Origin of the sequence: Actinomadura graeca (genome assembly GCF_019175365.1) — a bacterium.
Taxonomy (GTDB): domain Bacteria; phylum Actinomycetota; class Actinomycetes; order Streptosporangiales; family Streptosporangiaceae; genus Spirillospora; species Spirillospora graeca.
On sequence record NZ_CP059572.1, the window covers coordinates 7,561,527 to 7,578,263 of the forward strand.

At 74.6% G+C, this 16,737-nt stretch carries 15 protein-coding genes; 7 read left to right on the forward strand and 8 right to left on the reverse strand.

Going from position 1 to position 16,737, the window contains the following annotated elements; all coding sequences use genetic code 11:
- Positions 1-82: 82 nt before the first annotated feature.
- Entirely contained in the window at positions 83-592 is a 510-nt protein-coding gene (locus tag AGRA3207_RS33630) for a YfbM family protein (RefSeq protein WP_231331146.1), read from the forward strand.
- A 25-nt stretch (positions 593-617) separates the two neighbouring features.
- On the opposite strand, the gene lipB is transcribed toward AGRA3207_RS33630, so the two are convergent.
- From lipB to AGRA3207_RS33660, 6 genes are all read right to left on the reverse strand, one after another.
- Complete coding sequence (lipB, locus tag AGRA3207_RS33635; RefSeq protein ID WP_231336477.1) at positions 618-1,244, reverse strand: lipoyl(octanoyl) transferase LipB; 627 nt, start codon at positions 1,242-1,244, stop codon at positions 618-620.
- 152 nt (positions 1,245-1,396) lie between these two features.
- Positions 1,397-2,134, reverse strand: coding sequence for a Type 1 glutamine amidotransferase-like domain-containing protein (locus tag AGRA3207_RS33640; RefSeq protein ID WP_231331147.1), 738 nt, complete (start codon positions 2,132-2,134; stop codon positions 1,397-1,399).
- Positions 2,135-2,217: 83 nt separating this feature from the next.
- Positions 2,218-3,105: a TIGR01777 family oxidoreductase gene (locus AGRA3207_RS33645; protein WP_231331148.1), complete on the reverse strand. Its 888-nt coding sequence runs from the start codon at positions 3,103-3,105 to the stop codon at positions 2,218-2,220.
- 147 nt (positions 3,106-3,252) lie between these two features.
- A complete protein-coding gene (gene sucB, locus AGRA3207_RS33650) occupies positions 3,253-4,767 on the reverse strand; it encodes a 2-oxoglutarate dehydrogenase, E2 component, dihydrolipoamide succinyltransferase (protein ID WP_231331149.1) in 1,515 nt (504 codons plus the stop codon).
- A gap of 38 nt (positions 4,768-4,805) precedes the next feature.
- Positions 4,806-6,200, reverse strand: coding sequence for a dihydrolipoyl dehydrogenase (gene lpdA / locus AGRA3207_RS33655; RefSeq protein ID WP_231331150.1), 1,395 nt, complete (start codon positions 6,198-6,200; stop codon positions 4,806-4,808).
- Positions 6,201-6,332: 132 nt separating this feature from the next.
- Positions 6,333-7,811: a leucyl aminopeptidase gene (locus AGRA3207_RS33660; RefSeq protein ID WP_231331151.1), complete on the reverse strand. Its 1,479-nt coding sequence runs from the start codon at positions 7,809-7,811 to the stop codon at positions 6,333-6,335.
- A gap of 240 nt (positions 7,812-8,051) precedes the next feature.
- Between AGRA3207_RS33660 and AGRA3207_RS33665 the strand changes: the two genes are divergently transcribed.
- The 6 genes from AGRA3207_RS33665 (at position 8,052) to AGRA3207_RS33690 (ending at position 14,981) form a co-directional block, all read left to right on the forward strand.
- The gene (locus AGRA3207_RS33665) at positions 8,052-8,813 is read left to right on the forward strand and encodes a GntR family transcriptional regulator (protein WP_231331152.1); all 762 of its coding nucleotides are present in this window, start codon (positions 8,052-8,054) and stop codon (positions 8,811-8,813) included.
- A 107-nt stretch (positions 8,814-8,920) separates the two neighbouring features.
- On the forward strand, positions 8,921-9,148 hold the full coding sequence (locus AGRA3207_RS33670; RefSeq protein ID WP_231331153.1) for a 4Fe-4S dicluster domain-containing protein: 228 nt from the start codon (positions 8,921-8,923) through the stop codon (positions 9,146-9,148).
- Between the two features lie 10 nt (positions 9,149-9,158).
- Positions 9,159-10,586 carry an ABC transporter substrate-binding protein gene (locus AGRA3207_RS33675; protein ID WP_231331154.1) on the forward strand — a complete coding sequence of 476 codons (1,428 nt, stop codon included), beginning with the start codon at positions 9,159-9,161 and terminating at the stop codon, positions 10,584-10,586.
- Positions 10,583-11,359: an ABC transporter permease gene (locus AGRA3207_RS33680; protein WP_231331155.1), complete on the forward strand. Its 777-nt coding sequence runs from the start codon at positions 10,583-10,585 to the stop codon at positions 11,357-11,359. Before AGRA3207_RS33675 ends, AGRA3207_RS33680 begins: the two co-directional genes overlap by 4 nt.
- Positions 11,356-12,132, forward strand: coding sequence for an ABC transporter ATP-binding protein (locus AGRA3207_RS33685; protein ID WP_231331156.1), 777 nt, complete (start codon positions 11,356-11,358; stop codon positions 12,130-12,132). The genes AGRA3207_RS33680 and AGRA3207_RS33685 overlap by 4 nt, the downstream gene beginning before the upstream one ends.
- Positions 12,132-14,981: a fumarate reductase/succinate dehydrogenase flavoprotein subunit gene (locus tag AGRA3207_RS33690; RefSeq protein ID WP_231331157.1), complete on the forward strand. Its 2,850-nt coding sequence runs from the start codon at positions 12,132-12,134 to the stop codon at positions 14,979-14,981. The genes AGRA3207_RS33685 and AGRA3207_RS33690 overlap by 1 nt, the downstream gene beginning before the upstream one ends.
- On the opposite strand, the gene AGRA3207_RS33695 is transcribed toward AGRA3207_RS33690, so the two are convergent.
- Together AGRA3207_RS33695 and AGRA3207_RS33700 are read right to left on the reverse strand one after the other, a co-directional pair.
- Positions 14,965-15,747: an adenosylcobinamide-GDP ribazoletransferase gene (locus tag AGRA3207_RS33695; RefSeq protein WP_231331158.1), complete on the reverse strand. Its 783-nt coding sequence runs from the start codon at positions 15,745-15,747 to the stop codon at positions 14,965-14,967. The genes AGRA3207_RS33690 and AGRA3207_RS33695 overlap by 17 nt on opposite strands.
- Positions 15,744-16,688 (reverse strand): bifunctional adenosylcobinamide kinase/adenosylcobinamide-phosphate guanylyltransferase, encoded by a 945-nt coding sequence (locus AGRA3207_RS33700; protein ID WP_231331159.1) that lies wholly within the window; start codon positions 16,686-16,688, stop codon positions 15,744-15,746. The genes AGRA3207_RS33695 and AGRA3207_RS33700 overlap by 4 nt, the downstream gene beginning before the upstream one ends.
- Positions 16,689-16,737 lie beyond the last annotated feature (49 nt).

Genomic DNA, 16,737 nt, shown 5'->3' on the forward strand with positions numbered 1-16,737 from the left:
GCGTGTTTCCGTCGTTGGCGGCAGTGGATCTCTCTAGGGTGACTCCCTGTCGTCACGCAACAGCGTTAGCAGGAGGACCGCAGTGGGTCTGGCAATGTCGTACCTCAGGGTGCCGCCGGTGCTGGAGGGGGAGCCGGATCCCGGCCGCATCGCCCGCCACATCTTCGGCACCCCCGACTGGCGCCGCCGGAGCGCCTCGGAGCTGTTCGATCTCGGTGCCGCCTGGCAGGCGATGCACTACCTCGTCACCGGCGACCCCTGGGAGGGACGCCAGCCCGAGGCGGACGCGGTGTGCGGCGGGCGGCTCCTCACCGAGGACGGCGCCGACGAGCTCGGCATGGACGTGATCTTCCTGGCGCCCGAGCGCGTCAAGCCCGCCGCGGACCACCTGGCCGCGACGCCGTTCGGCGCTGTCGCCGGGCGGTACGACCCGGCGGCGATGGCCGAGGCGGGGGTGCAGGACGCCCGCGACCTCGACGACGCGGCCCGCGACCGCGTCCTCAAACCCGCCTACGAGGGCCTGACCGCCTTCTTCACCGCGGCGGCGACCGGCGGCCAGGCCGTCTACAAGGTGATGGCCCCCCGGTCCTGACCCCGCCCCGGCGGCCCGCCGGGCGTCACCGCGCCGGGAGCGAGCCCACGGGGCGGTGGACGGTGCCCGCGGCCCCGAGGACCCGGGCCAGGTGCTGCTCGGCCAGCGGGGTGACCTCAGCGACCGTGACCGTGCGGCCAAGCTCGCGGCTGAGGCTCGTGGAGCCCGCGTCCCGGATCCCGCAAGGGACGATCTTGTCGAACCAGCCCATGTCGTTGTCGCAGTTGAGCTGGAAGCCGTGCATCGTCACGCCCTGCGAGACCCGGATGCCGATGGAGCCGATCTTGCGGTCGGGGGTCCCGGAGACCCACAGCCCGCTGCGGCCCTCGACGGTGTGGGTGTCCAGGCCGAGCTCGGCGCAGACGCCCGTCATCATCTCCTCCAGCAGCCGCACGTACGCGACCACGTCGACGGGGTCGGGGAGCCGCACGATCGGGTAGCCGGTCAGCTGCCCCGGGCCATGCCAGGTGATCTTGCCGCCGCGGTCGACGTCCACGACGGGGGCGCCGGGGTCGCCGAGCGGGCGGTCGGCCGCCCCGGTGCGCTTGCCGGCCGTGTACACCGGCTCGTGCTCCATCAGCAGGACGGTGTCGGGGATCTCCTCGGCGATCCGCAGGGCGTGGGTGCGCTTCTGCAGAGCCCAGCCGTCCATGTACGGGACGGCGGCCGTCCCGAACCCCACGTGGACGACCACCAGCCCGCCTGTGCCGGGACCGGGCCCGGGACCGGGCGGCCGCTCCCCGGCGGTTCCGATGGACTGGGGCGCCTCGCGTACGTCTACATCGCTCACGCCCGCCAGCTTACTTACAGGGCCGCCAGCAGCCGCGGCTCCAGGCGGGCCTCCTTGGCGGTGCCCGGGCCGTCCGGCTCCAGCCGGTAGGCGCCCGCCTCCGGCCGGTACGACACGGCCTGGACGAACTCCGTCCCGACGTAGTGCAGGGCGACCGACTCGTCCGCCGCGTACCCGCCGGGGAGGGTTCCCTCGCCGACGAGCTGCTGGAGCAGCGGGCGGCGCTGCGGGTCGCTGTCGTAGTGCACGCCGCACGAGTACGGCAGGAACCCGAGCCCGTCCGTCAGCGGACGGAGCTGGGGGCCGTAGGAGTCGGTGTTGCCGCCCACGTGCCAGCACAGCGCGCCCGCGCTCTGCCCGGACAGGACCACGCCCTCGTGCCACGCCTCGCGCATGATCTCGTCGAGGCCGTGCAGGCGCCACAGGGCGAGCAGGTTCGCGACGCTGCCGCCGGACACGTACACCAGGTCCTGGGTGAGCAGGTGGGCGCGCATGTCCGGCACGTTCGGCATCGGGAACAGCGCGAGGTGGCTGACCTCGGCGTCCATCGAGGAGAACGCGGCGTAGAAGCGCGCGATGTAGGCGTCGCCGTCACCGACCGCCGTCGTCAGGAAGCAGACCCTCGGACGGTCCTGGCCGGTCAGGTCCAGCGCGTAGCGCAGCAGCGGGCTCGGGGACAGTCCCTCCCGGCCGTCCGGGACGAAGGTCCCGCCGCCGATCGCGAGGATGTGCGGCTGTCCGTCGGTGCTCATTCACCCTCCTCTGGGCCCGGTGTCTCATTGTCACCGTATGGCCGCTGATCGGGACCGGGCCCGACTTTGACGTTTCTTGAGAGTCACAGGACCGCGTCAAGGGCCGCGCCGAGCTCGGCGTGCGCGAACCGGAACCCCGCCTCCTCCAGCCGCCGCGGCAGGACCCGCTGGCTGACCAGCGGTCCTTCGTCGGCGAACCCGCGCAGCGCGGCCCGCAGCGCGAACTTCGGGACGGTGAGGCGGGCGGGCCGCCCGAGCGCGTGGCCGAGGGCCCGCGTGTAGTCCTCGTTCGTCACCGGGTTCGGCGCGGTGACGTTCACCGGCCCCGCGATCTCCCGGTCGAGGAGGAAGCGCAGCGCCGCGACCTGGTCGTCCAGGGAGATCCAGCTGGTCCACTGCCGGCCGTCGCCGAGCCTGCCGCCGAGGCCGAGCCGGAACAGCGGGAGCGTGCGGCCGAGGAGGCCGCCCGTCCGCGCCAGCACCACGCCCGCCCGCGGGTGGACGACCCGGACGCCGACCTCCCGGGCGGGCGTCGCCGCGGCCTCCCAGTCGCGCACGAGCTCGGCGAGGAACCCGCGGCCCATGCCCGCCTTCTCGTCGACCGCCCGGCCGCCGGTGTCGCCGTAGTACCCGATCGCCGACCCGCAGACCAGCACGGGGGGCCGCCGGTCCGCCGCCGCGATGGCCTCGGCGAGCGTCCGGGTGCCGACGAGCCTGCTCTCCCTGATCCGCCGTTTGTAGGCCGCCGTCCACGGACGGTCGCCGACGCCCGCGCCGGCCAGGTGCACGACGGCGTCGGCGTCGTTCACGGCCGCCGCCTCCACGCATCCGTCGGGCGGGGACCACCGCGCCTCGTCCGCGGCGGTGGTCTCCCGCCGCACGAGCCGCACGACGTCGTGTCCGTCCGCGCGCAGCGACCTCACGAGCGCGGACCCGATCAGGCCCGAAGAGCCCGTCACGGTCACTTTCATGGTCCCCAGCCTAAGCCGACGCCGTCCACCATCCCGGGAGGTTCCCGCCCTTCCAGGGTTTTCCCGGACACACGGACCCCGCCGCTCCGCGCGGGAGCGGCGGGTCTCCGGGGGCGTCCGGGGCGCGGACGCCGTGTCAGGCCGGTGTCACAGGCCGAGGTCGGCCTCGAAGTTGCCCTCCTCCAGGCGGTGCTTGATCGTGCCGAGGAAGCGGGCGGCGTCGGCGCCGTCGATCAGGCGGTGGTCGTAGGTCAGGGCCAGGTAGACCATCGAGCGGACGGCGATGACCTCGCCGAGGTCGGGGTCGTCGATGACGGCGGGGCGCTTGACGACGGCGCCGGTGCCGAGCATGCCGACCTGCGGCTGGTTGAGGATGGGGGTGTCGAACAGCGCGCCGCGGCTGCCGGTGTTGGTCAGCGTGAACGTGCCGCCCGACAGCTCGTCGGGGCTCACCCGGTTGGTGCGGGTCCGCTCGGCGAGGTCGGCGATCCGCTGCGCGAGGCCGCCGAGGTTGAGCTGGCCGGCGTTGTGCACGACCGGGACCATGAGGCCGCGCTCGGGCACGTCCACGGCCATGCCGAGGTTCTCCACGTCGTGGTAGGTGACCTCGTTGGTCTCGCTGTCGATGACGGCGTTGACCTTCGGGTGCGCCTTGAGGGCCTCGACCGCCGCCAGCGCGAAGAACGGCAGGAACGACAGCTTGACGCCCTCGCGGGCCTGGAAGTCGGCCTTGGCGCGGTCCCGCAGCCGGGCGATCTTGGTGATGTCCACCTCGACCACGGTGGTGAGCTGCGCGGAGACCTGCAGCGACTCCACCATCCGGCGGGCGATCGTCTGCCGGATCCGCGACATCTTCTCGGTGCGGCCGCGCAGCGCGAGCTGCTCGGCCGGGGCGCCCGCGGGCGCCGGGGCGGCGTGCCGGCCGGCCTGCTGGGCGGGCTGGGCCTGCGCGGCGGGCGCCGCGGGCGCGGCGGGGGCCTGCGGGGCGGCGGGCGCGGCCTGCCGGGCGGCCTGGGCTGCGCGGGCGGCCTCCAGGACGTCCTGCTTGCGGATGCGTCCGCCGACGCCGGTGCCCTTCACCGTGGTCAGGTCGACCTCGTGCTCGGCGGCGAGCTTGCGGACCAGCGGCGTCACGTACGGGCCGTCGCCGGAGGGGGCGGCCTCCTGCGCCGGGGGCTGCTGCGCCGCCGGGGCCGGCGCGGGCGCCGACTGCTGCGGTGCCGGAGCGGGCGCCGGGGGCGCCGGGGGCTGCTGCTGGGCGGGCGGCGGCCACGAGGCGGGCGGCGGGCCCTGCGGCGCCTGCTGCTGGGGCGCCTGCTGCGCGGGCGGCTCCGGCGCCTCCTGCCGCGGCGCGTCCTGCGGGGCGGCCTCCTGCTCGGGGGCCTCCTGCCCGGCCGGGGCGCCGCCGCCGGACGGCGCGTCGCCCTCGTCACCGATGATCGCGAGTTCGGCCCCGACCTCGACCGTCTCGTCCTCGGCGACGGTGATGCTGGTCAGGACGCCGGAGGCGGGTGAAGGGATCTCGGTGTCGACCTTGTCGGTCGATACCTCGAGAAGCGGCTCGTCGGTCTCGACGCGCTCACCCTCCTTCTTCAACCAGCGGGTGACGGTGCCCTCGGTGACGCTCTCTCCGAGCTGGGGCATAGTGACGGAGACCGGCATGGCTCTCAGCGACTCCTTCGAGTAATACTGCGCGGCGTTCAGCCGTGCACGTGCAGTGGCTTGCCGGCGAGCGCGAGATGCGCCTCGCCGACCGCCTCGGACTGGGTCGGGTGGGGGTGGATCAGCTGGGCGACCTCGCCGGGCAACGCCTCCCAGTTGTAGATGAGCTGACCCTCCGCGATGAGCTCGCCGACGCGTGCGCCGACCATGTGCAGGCCAAGGACGGGGCCGTCCACTGCGGCGATCACCTTGACCTCGCCCTGCGTCCCCAGGATCTTGCTCTTGGGGTTGCCGGCCAGGTCGTAGGTGACCTCCTTGACCTCGTAACCGCGCTCCCGGGCGACGGCGGTGGTGATGCCCACCGACGCGACCTCGGGGTCGGAGTAGGTGATGCGGGGCACGCCGTCGTAGTCGATCGGGGGCGGGGTGAGCCCGCCGAGCCGCTCGGCGACGAGGATGCCCTCGGCGAAGCCGACGTGGGCCAGCTGCGGCGTCGGGATCAGGTCGCCGACCGCCGAGATCGTGGGGACGCTCGTCCGGCAGAACTCGTCGACCTTGACGAAGCCGCGCTCGGTCTCCACGCCCGCCTCGGCCAGGCCGATGCCGTCGGAGACCGGGCCGCGGCCGACGGCGACCAGCAGGATCTCCGCGTCGATGGTCGTGCCGCCCTCCAGGGTGACCGACACGCCGCCCTGGGTGGGCTTGGCGCTCTCGAAGCGCGTGCCGAGCTCGTATTTGATGCCGCGCTTGCGGAACGCCCGCTCCAGCCGCTTGGAGCTGGACTCCTCCTCCAGCGGCAGCAGGTGGGGGAGCGCCTCGACGATCGTGACCTCGGCGCCGAACGAGCGCCAGACGCTGGCGAACTCCACGCCGATCACGCCGCCGCCGAGGATGACCACGGAGCCGGGGACGTGCTCCAGGCGCAGCGCGTGGTCGCTGGAGATGACGCGCTCGCCGTCGATGTCCAGGCCGGGCAGCGACTTGGGCGCCGAGCCCGTCCCGAGGACGATGTGGGCGCCCTCCAGCGCCCGGACCCGCCCGTCGCCGGTCGTGACCTCGACGGTGGTGGGGCCGGTGAGGCGGCCGGTGCCGTGCACGACCTCGATGCCCCGGGACTTGATCAGCCCGGTGAGGCCCTTGACGGTCGTCGAGACGACCTTGTCCTTGTAGGCGTTGACGCCCGCGACGTCGATGCCCTCGAACGCCGCCTTCACGCCGAACCTCGCGGCCTCGCGGGTCTGGTCGGCGACCTCGGCCGCGTGCAGGAGGGCCTTGGTGGGGATGCAGCCGCGGTTGAGGCAGGTGCCGCCGAGGGACTCGTCCCGCTCGACGAGCGCGACCGATTTGCCGAGCTCGGCGGCGCGCAGCGCGCACGCGTACCCGCCGCTGCCGGCACCGAGGACGACGATGTCGAAGGGGCCGCTGTTGGCCACTGGACGCTCCCTTTCCCGGTCTTGGCGCCACGTGGGCCGCGGCGCCTTGGGCGGGGCGGGGCGCGCAGGCGCCGGGCCCCTCCGCCACAAGCAAACCTAGTAGCTTGTCACCCCGGTGACCTACGGCGGCCCCTAAAGGGTTCCGTCGGCGAGGTCCTCGGCGATCTGGACGAGCGTGCGGGTGGCCGCGCCCGTGCCGCCCTTCGGGGTGTACCCGTACGGCTCGCCCTTGTGGAAGGACGGGCCGGCGATGTCGAGGTGCGCCCACTTCACGCCGTCGGGCACGAACTCCTGGAGGAAGACCCCGGCCACCAGCATGCCGCCCCAGCGCTCGCCGCTGATGTTGGCGATGTCGGCGACCGCGGAGTCCAGGCCCTTGCGCAGTTCCGCGGGCAGCGGCATGCCCCAGGACGCCTCCCCCGCGCGGCCGGCCGCCGCGACCACCTTCTCACGGACGGCGTCGTCGTTGGCCATGACCCCGGTGGTCCGGGTGCCGAGCGCGACGAGCTGCGCGCCGGTCAGCGTCGCCACGTCCACCAGCAGGTCGGGGGAGTCCTCGCCGGCGCGGACGATGGCGTCGGCCATGACGAGGCGGCCCTCGGCGTCGGTGTTGAGGACCTCGACGGTCTTGCCGCCGTAGATGCGCAGCACGTCCGACGGGCGCTGCGCGGTGCCGCTCGGCATGTTCTCGGCGATGGCCAGGTAGCCGACGACGTTGACCTTGGGGCGGAGCCCGGCGATGGCCTGGAGCGCGCCGAGCACCGCGCCCGCGCCGCCCATGTCGGACTTCATCCAGTCCATGGCCTCGGAGGGCTTGAGCGACAGGCCGCCGGAGTCGAAGGTGATGCCCTTGCCGACCAGCGCGAGGGTCTTGGACGCCTCGGGGTGGGAGTAGGCGAGCCGGACGAGGCGCGGCGGGTTGACCGAGCCCTGCCCGACGCCCGCGATGCCGCCGTAGCCGCCCTCCACCAGGGCCCGCTCGTCGAGCACCTCGACGTCCAGGCCCGCCTCCCCGGCGACCCGCTCGGCCTCGCCGGCGAGGTCCTCGGGGGACAGGTGGGAGGGCGGGGTGTTGACGAGGTCGCGGACGAGGTTGATCGAGGCCGCGAGGATCCGCGCGCGGCCGACGGCGTCCTCTTCGGAGGCGGGGGCCAGCAACCGGATCTCCTCGGCGGGCGTCTTGCGCCCGTCGCCGGTGCGGAAGGCGTCGAAGGAGTAGTTGCCGAGCAGGGCGCCGAGGGCGACGGCCTCGACCTCGCCGGAGGAGGCGGCGGGGAGCGCGACGGCGACCCGGGTGCTGCCGGCGAGCGCGCGCAGGGCGGCTCCGGCGGCGCGGCGCAGGTCCTCGGCGGCGGGGCGCTCGCCGAGCCCGGCGGCCACGATCACCGTCGCGGGGACGGCGCCGAGGGTGGGGAGCTTGACGACCTCGCCGGCCTTGCCGGTGGCGCCGAGCGCGCGCAGCGCGTCCGCGAGCCGCCCGTCCAGGGCCTTGTCGAGGCCCTCGGCACCGGCGGCCGGGACGGCGCCCGCCTCGGCTGGGGAGACGCCGATCACGATCGCGTCGACGTCGAGTGTGGCCGGGGCTGCGCTGTCAAGGCTGATGCTCGTCACGTAGCACGATGGTAGTCCTCCCCGTGACCGGTTTCGCCCTTTTGGATCAAGCCTTACCCTCCCGGAACGCGCGCGGGGCGCCGGGCGCGGCGCCGCAAAGGTGCGCGGGACCGCGCCAGGGGTGGCGGAACGCCCTCGCGCGAGGGTCCCGCCGCAGGTCGTGCGCCGGTTCGCACATTGTCCGGGTGGCGTAGCGGGAACCCTATTCACCTATTCCGATGGTTTTAGTAGGTTAAGCCCGTGACCAGGAGAGACACCGCCGCTGAGGCGCTGACACTGACCGACGCGCGGCGGCTGCGTGCCGACCGGGCCCGGCAGGTGGCCGACGTGCTGCGCCGCCAGGTGCTGGACGGCGGGTTCCGCGGCGGCGCCCTTCCCGCCGAGGCCGAGCTCGTCCGCGAGTTCGGCACGTCCCGCAACACCGTCAGGGCCGCGCTGGACCTGCTGCGCGCCGAGGGCCTGGTCGAACGCTGCCCGGGCGTCGGGACGCTCGCGGTCGCCGAGAAATATCCGCACGGGCTGGAACGGCTCCGGGGCCTCGCGGAGACGCTGCGCGAGCACGGGGTGGTCACCAACGAGGTCCGCACGACCGGGCTGATCGCGCCGTCCCGGGAGATCTCGTCGCGGCTGGCGCTGCCGGAGGGGGAGCCGGTCGTCTACATCGAGCGGATCCGGCGGCTCGACGGGCTGCCGCTCTCGCTCGACCTGACCTATGTGTCCCGCGACCTCGGCGAGCCGCTGCTCGCCGAGGACCTCGCCCACAACGACATCTTCGTGCTGCTGGAGCGGATCGCCGGGCAGCCGCTCGGCCGGGCCGAGGTCACGCTGGAGGCCGTCAACGCCGACCCGCACTCCGCCGCGACCCTCGACGCCCCGCGCGGCACCGCGCTGCTGATGCTGGAGCGCCTGACGCACCTCGCGGACGGCCGTCCCGTCGACCTGGAGTTCATCCGGTTCCGCGGCGACCGCATCACGATGAGCGGCTCGATGAGCCGCTCCTGACACCACCGGCCACGAGCGCCGGACCGACCGCGGATCTGACCCGCTCCCGGGGCGCGGGGCGCGCCTCGCCGGAGTCCGGCCCCAGACCGCCGAATCTGGAGATGCCCATGTCCCTTGTGGACCACCGCGCCGACGTCCCCGTGACCGTGGACGAGGCCCTCTGCATCGACGGCTGCACGCTGTGCATCGACGTCTGCCCGCTCGACGCGCTCGCCGTCCACCCCGAGACCGGCAAGGCGTACATGCACGTGGACGAGTGCTGGTACTGCGGCCCGTGCGCCGACCGGTGTCCCACCGGTGCCGTGACCGTGAACATGCCGTACCTGCTGCGCTAAGGGGCCTGCGATGAACAGAACACTGGCGGCCGGAGCCGCCCTGGTACCGCTCCTGGCCGGCTGCACCGTCGCGGGCAACGCCTCCGGCGGCGGCGCCGGCCAGATCGTCGTGGGGTACCAGTCCAAGACGATCAACACGGTCACCGCCGGGACCCTCCTGCGCTCGCGGGGCTTCTTCGAGAAGCGGCTGAAGGAGCTGGGCGGGCCGGACGGGAAGAAGTACTCGGTCGTGTGGCGCGACTACGACACCGGCGCCCCCATCACCGCGCAGATGCTCGCCGGGAAGATCGACATCGGCTCGATGGGCGACTACCCGCTGCTGATCAACGGGTCGCGGTCGCAGGCGCAGGGGCCCGACGCCGAGACCGAGTGGGTGTCGGTGACCGGCTACAACCTGCGGGGTTCGCTGAACGGCGTCGTCGTCCCCCACGACTCCAAGGCCAAGACGCTGCGCGACCTGAAAGGCAAGACCGTGTCGGCGAGCGTCGGGTCCGCCGGGCACGGGACGTTCGTCCAGGCCGTGCGCAAGTACGGCCTCGACCCGGCCAAGGACCTCAAGGTCGAGAACCAGCAGCCCACGGTGGGCGCGTCGGCGCTCCAGGCGGGGAGCGTGGCCGCTCTCGCCCAGTTCGTCGCCTGGCCCGGGCTGTTGGTGGACAAGGGGCAGGCCAGGCTGCTGTACGACGGCGGCGACCTCGGCGTGCCGACGTTCCACGGGGTCGTCGTCCGCAAGCGGTACGCGCGGGAGAACGAGAAGATCGTCCAGGCGTTCCTGCGCGCGCAGATCGACGCGACCGCCTACCTGCACGCCCGTCCCGTGGAGGCCGCCGAGTCGGTGGCGTCCAGCACGGGGCTGCCGGTGGAGACGGTCTACCTCTACAACGGCGCGGGCGGTGTCGCGACGTTCGACCCGACCATCAAGAAGCCGCTGAGGGACGCGTTCGTCCAGGACGTCCCCTTCCTGAAGTCGATCGGCGTCATCCAGACGCCGCTGAAGGTCGACCCCTTCGTCAACGACGCCTACATCAGGAAGGCCGTGGGCCCTTCTTACGACGGCGCCGCCGCGTCCACGGCGAACCCTGCCGCCATCACCGGCACCGACGGGGTCTGCAAGAAGAAGGTGGACGACCCCGCCACTGCGGGCGAGGTGTGGGTGCAGGGCGAGCCTGCGACGCGTCCCGTCGCCGATCCCGTCTGCCTGCTGCGGAACGTGCGCGCGCTCAAGGGCGAGGGCAAGCAGCTCCGGGCCGTCTACATCCCCGACACCGCGGCCGGGACGCGCTGGTTCGCCGACAAGGACGTCTGGGTGGAGGACCCGTCCGCCGCCGCGGAGAAGAGGTTCAAGCCCTTCGCCACGCGGGAGGGCGCGGAGAAGTACGTGTCCGCCCACTCGGGTGCCAAGGTCGTCACCTACGACGAGGCGGTGCGACGCGCATGACCAGGCTCCTGCGCTGGCCGGTGCGGGCGGCGTCCCTCGCCGCGGCGCTCGTGCTGTGGCAGGTCCTCACCGCCGCCGACGTGCGGCTCTGGGTCCGCTTCGACCGTTTCCCCGGCCCCGCCGAGGTCCTGCGCGAGTTCGGGCGGCAGGTCGAGCACGGCCAGTTCTGGCAGGACGTCGCGCAGAGCCTCGTGCGGATCCTCACCGGGTTCGCGCTGGCCGCGGTCCTCGGGGTCGTGCTCGGCGTGGCCACCGCCCGCTCGCGCTGGGCGGGCGACCTGCTCCAGCCGCTGTTCGAGGTGGCCCGCCCGATCCCCGCCATCGCGCTCGTGCCGGTGGCCATCCTGCTGTTCCCCGCGAACGAGCAGGGCATCGTCTTCATCACCTTCGTCGCGGCGTTCTTCCCCGTCCTGGTCAGCACGCGGCACGCGGTGCACGCGCTGCCGCTCGTCTGGGAGGACGCGCTGCGCACGCTCGGCGCGGGCCGGGCGCGGGTGCTGGCGCGCGTCGTGCTGCCGGGGGTGCTGCCCGGCGTGTTCGGCGGCCTGTCGATCGGCATGGGCGTCGCGTGGATCTGCGTGATCTCCGCGGAGATGATCTCCGGTGACTTCGGGGTCGGCTACCGCACCTGGCAGGCGTACACGATCGTCGACTACCCCGGCGTGCTCGTCGGGATGGCGGTCATCGGGCTGCTCGGCTGGCTCACCTCCGCCTCGGTGGAGCTGGCCGGCCGCAGGCTCACCCGGTGGCTGCCGAGGGAGGACCGCTCATGAGGGGCCGGACCGGACAGGGGGCGTGGAAGGCCGTCCCGCCGCGGAGCGGGCGCGGCGCGGTGTCCCTGCGGGCCGAGGGGGTGGGCCTCGGGTACGGCGGCCGCACCGTCGTGGCGGGCCTGGACCTGGCGGTCGCGGCCGGGGAGGTCCTGGTCGTCGTCGGCCCGTCCGGCTGCGGCAAGTCCACGCTGCTGCGGGCGTTCGCCGGGCTGCTCCCGGTGGTGTCCGGGCGCGTCCTCGCCGACGGCGAGCCGGTCACCGGCACCTCCGCCGACCGCGCGCTCGTCTTCCAGGACGACGCGCTGCTGCCCTGGCGGACGGCCCGCCGCAACGTCGAGCTGGCGCTGTCGCTGCGCGGAGTCCCGCGTCCCGCGCGCCGTGCCGCCGCCCTGGGCTGGCTCGAACGGGTCGGGCTCGGCGACGCCGCGGACCGGCTCCCGCGCGAGCTGTCGGGCGGGATGCGGCAGCGCGTCCAGATCGCCCGGACCCTGGCGGCGCGCCCCCGCGCCGTCCTCATGGACGAGCCGTTCGGCGCCCTGGACGCGCAGACCCGCGCGGCGATGCAGCGCCTGCTGGTGGACGTCCTCGCCGACACGCCCGCCACCGTCGTGTTCGTCACGCACGACGTGGACGAGGCGCTGCTGCTCGGCCACCGGATCGTCGTGCTGGGCGCGGAGGGCGTCGCCGCGGAGTTCCCCGTCCCGGTGTCCCGCGACCGGGTCCTCGCGGCGCTGGGCGCGCCCGGGGCGCGCACCGAGAGGGAGGCGGTCTGATGGAGGTCCCGTCCGTGGCGGAGCGGCGCGAGCTGCGCTGTGACGTGCTGGTGGTCGGCGGCGGCACCGCCGGCACGATGGCCGCGATCACCGCGGCCGAGCACGGCGCTACCGTGCTGCTGCTGGAGAAGGCGCACGTCCGGCACTCCGGTGCCCTCGCCATGGGGATGGACGGCGTGAACAACGCGGTCATCCCCGGCAAGGCCACCCCCGAGGACTACGTCGCCGAGATCACCCGGGCCAACGACGGCATCGTCGACCAGGCGACCGTCCGGCAGACCGCGACCCGCGGCTTCGCGATGGTGAAGCGCCTCGAACGCTACGGGGTGAAGTTCGAGAAGGACGAGCACGGCGAGTACGCGGTGCGCCGCGTCCACCGGTCGGGCGCCTACGTGCTGCCCATGCCGGAGGGCAAGGACGTCAAGAAGGTCCTGTACCGGGTCCTGCGCCAGCGGTCCATCCGGGAGAAGGTCCAGATCGAGAACCGCGTGATGCCCGTGCGCGTCCTCACCTCCGGCGGCCGCGCGGTGGGCGCCGTGGGGTTCGACACCCGCAGCGGCGAGTTCGTCACCGTGTCGGCCGGTGCGGTGATCCTGGCGACGGGCGCGTGCGGACGGCTCGGCCTCCCCGCGTCCGGCTACCTGTACGGGACGTACGAGAACCCCACCAACGCCGGTGACGGCCACGCGATGGCCTACCACGCGGGCGCCGAGCTCAGCGGCATCGAGTGCTTCCAGATCAACCCGCTCATCAAGGACTACAACGGTCCCGCGTGCGCCTACGTCGCCAACCCCTTCGGCGGGTACCAGGTGAACGCCGAGGGCACGCGGTTCGTGGACTGCGACTACTGGTCCGGGCAGATGATGTCGGAGGTCAAACGCGAGATCGACTCCGCACGCGGCCCCATCTACCTCAAGCTCACCCACCTGCCGGACGAGACGCTGAGCGCGCTTGAGGACATCCTGCACACCACCGAGCGGCCTACCCGGGGCACCTTCCACAGCGGCCGCGGCCACGACTACCGCACCCACGACGTGGAGATGCACATCTCCGAGATCGGGCTGTGCGGCGGTCACTCCGCGTCGGGCGTCTGGGTGGACGAGAACGCCCGCACCACCGTCCCCGGCCTGTACGCGGCGGGCGACCTGGCCTGCGTCCCGCACAACTACATGATCGGCGCGTTCGTCTTCGGCGACCTGGCGGGCGCGCACGCCGCCACCCACCACGGCGCTTCCCGGCACGGCGCCGCCCACCGCGACGGCGCTTCCGGCACGGCGGAGGACGCGGGGGCCGCGGCGGCGCTGCCCGAGGACCAGATCGCGGCCGCGCACGAGCTGATCTACCGGCCGCTCCGCCATCCGGACGGGCCGCCGCAGCCGCAGGTGGAGTACAAGCTGCGCCGCTTCGTCAACGACTACGTCGCACCGCCCAAGACCCGGGCCAAGCTCGACATCGCCGTCGAGACGTTCACCCGCATGGAGGCGGAGATCGCGGCGATGGGCGCGCGGACCCCGCACGAGCTGATGCGCTGCGCCGAGGTGTCGTTCATCCGCGACTGCGCGGAGATGGCCGCCCGCTCGTCCCTGACCCGCACCGAGAGCCGCTGGGGCCTCTACCACGACCGCGCCGACCTGCCCGAGCGCGACGACGCGTCCTGGATGTACCACCTGAACCTGCGGCGGCGCGACGACGGGGCGATGGAGTTCGTCAAGCGCCCGGTCGCGCCCTACCTGGTGCCGGTCGAGGGCTTCACCGTCCCGCCCGCGGGCGAGCCGGTCGTGCTCGCGCCGTCCGCGCAGCCCCTCCGCGCCGCCGGACTGGGCGGACCGGAGGGTGGCGGCGGCGCGGCCGGGGGCGCGCGCCCGGCCATGGCCATCGGACGATCCCCGCGGCTGCTGGAGCTCCAGCGGCTGGCCGAGACGGAGCCGCCCGTCGGGGCGATCACCCCCTACCTGGACGACCCGGACCCGAAGGTCCGCCGCGCGGCCGTGGCGACGCTGACCGAGGTGGCCCCCGAGGGCGTGGCCGGAGCCCTCGCCGTCGCGCTCGCCGACACCCACGGCTCCGTGCGCCGCGCCGCCGCGACGGCGCTGCGGGAACTGGTCGAGGTGATCCCGGCCACCCCGGACGTGCGGGTCGCGCTGTCGTGCGCGCTCACGGGCCGGGACGCCCAGGTGCGCGCGGCCGTCCTGGACGTCCTGCGCGCCCTGCGCCTCGGGACCCCCGAGGTGTTCGCCGGGGCCCTGGGCGACGCCGACCACCGCGTCCGCCTCCAGGCCGTCCGCGGGCTGGTCTCCCACGACGCGGCCGGGGCGGTCGCGCGGGCCGCCCGCGACGGCTCCCGGGAGGTGAGGGTGGCCGTGGCGCACGGCCTGGGCACCATCGGCGAGCCGGGCACCATCGGCGAGCCGGGCACCATCGGCGAGCCCGGCGCGGGCGACGCGCTGGCCGTCCTCGTCCGGGACGGGGACGACCTGGTCAGGGCCGCCGCCCTGGAGGCCCTCGCGGGCGTCGGCTGCCCGCCGCCGCTCGACGCCTCCGCCGTGGACGCCCTCCACGACCCGGCCTGGCAGGTCCGGGCGGGCGCCGCCCGCGGCCTGGCCCCCGCCGCCCCTGAGATCGCCGCGGGGCCGCTGGTGAAGGCCCTGGACGACCCGCACCTGGACGTCCGCAAGGCCGCCGTCATCTCCCTGTCCGACCATCTGCGCTCCGCCCGCCTCCTGCACGGCGACGCCGCCCTCCCCGAGGTCGCCGAGGCGCTGGCGCGGGCCCGGACGGATCCGGACGCCGACGTCCGCGCCTACGCCCGCCGGGGCCTGGCCGGCCCCGCGGTCAGCGGGCCAGGGTGACCAGGGCGGCGGTCGCGGCGCACTCGACCAGGGCGCCGAGGACGTCGCCGGTGACACCGCCCAGGCGGCGGACGGCATGACGCAGCAGGAGCGCGGAGGCCGCCAGGCCCGCGACGACCGCGGCGGCGGAGCGCACGCCGCCGCCGGTCCCGCCGGCGGCGGCCCCGGCGAGGGCGGCGGCCAGGATCGCCACGGCCGTCACCGCCAGCGCCGCGCGGACGGGCACGGTCCCCGCCACCAGGGCGCCCAGCCCGCCCGGCCGCGCCGGGGGGACGGCGGCGCGGCACGCCCAGGGGAGCGCCAGCCGCCCGGTGACGGCGGCGACGAGCACGGCGGTCACGGCGTGCGGGGCGGAGGCCAGCGCCGCGACCTGCGCGAGCAGGACCAGCACCAGCGTCACCACGCCGAACGGCCCGATGTCGGACCGCTTCATGATCGTGAGCGCCTCGGCGGCCGGGCGGCCGCTGCCCAGGCCGTCGGCGAGGTCGGCCAGCCCGTCCAGGTGCAGGGCCCGGGTGAGCACCGCCGTCACGGCCACGGCCAGCGCCGCCCGCAGCAGCGGCGACAGGCCCAGCGCGTCACCCGCGAGCAGGACCAGCGCGGCGGCCCCGCCCGTGATCAATCCCACCGCGGGCGCCAGGAGCATGGCGGCGCGGGCGGCCTCCCGGTCCACCCGCTCCGCCCCGCCGCCCGCGGGGAGCGGGACGATGGTGAGAAAGGTGACCGCCAGCCGCAGGCCCGCCTTCGCGGCGTCTCCGTCCTTCACGGCAGGTCCATGACGCGTCCGGCCACGACCAGCGCCGCCTCCTCGGACTCCGCCGCGAGGCGCTGGTTGAGGTGGCCGAGCAGGTCCCGGAACGCCCGCCCGGACGGCGTGGCCGGCACCAGCGACAGCCCGACCTCGTCGCTGACCGCGACCACGCGCGCGCGGGTGCCGCGCCAGGCGGCGACCACCTCCTCCAGCCGGGGGCGCACGCGCGACGGGTCGTCCCAGGCGCCGGCCTCGTCGATCGCGGCCGTGAGCCACGTGCCGATCCCGTCCACGAGCACCGCGCCCGTCGCCGCCGCGAGGGCGCCCGGGAGATCGGTGGTCTCGACCGTCCGCCACCACGCGGGACGGCGGCCGCGGTGCGCGGCGATCCGCGCGTTCCATTCGGGGTCGTCGTCGCGGGCCAGGCCGGTCGCCACGTATGTCACGTCCGGGCACGCGGCCAGGCGGAGTTCGGCTTCGGCGGATTTGCCCGACCGCGTGCCGCCCAGGAGCAGCGTCCGCGACGGACCGCCCTGAGGGCGTTCCCAGAACGCCATCCGGCGTTCCAGTTCGGCAGGAGAGGAGATGCGGTGGTCAACGTGAACGGCCATGACCTCCGTCTTGGGTGTGGCCGCACCCACATGGCGCAGGCGTCCCAGGTGCTCGGGCGAACCGGCGAGGTCCAGCAGGACCGCGTCGTACTCCACGCCCGCGGCCGGTTCAGGGGCCGCCCCCGGCCCGGACGCCACCAGGGCCCGTCCGCCGCCCGCGCCCGTCACGTCGTGGCCGCCGGGGACGCGCACGCGGGCGCAGTCCTCCAGCGGCACCCCGTCGATCACGACGCTGGCCGGTTCGTGCCGGATCCCGGCGAGGCGCAGCCGGTTGCAGGAGGCGCAGACGCAGCCGGTCGCGGGCCATCCCCGCGGGCCGGCGAAGGCGCGAAGCTCGATGTCCATGTCGATCGGAACTCTACGGCCGCGCTGGAACCGGCCCTCCGCTGGATAC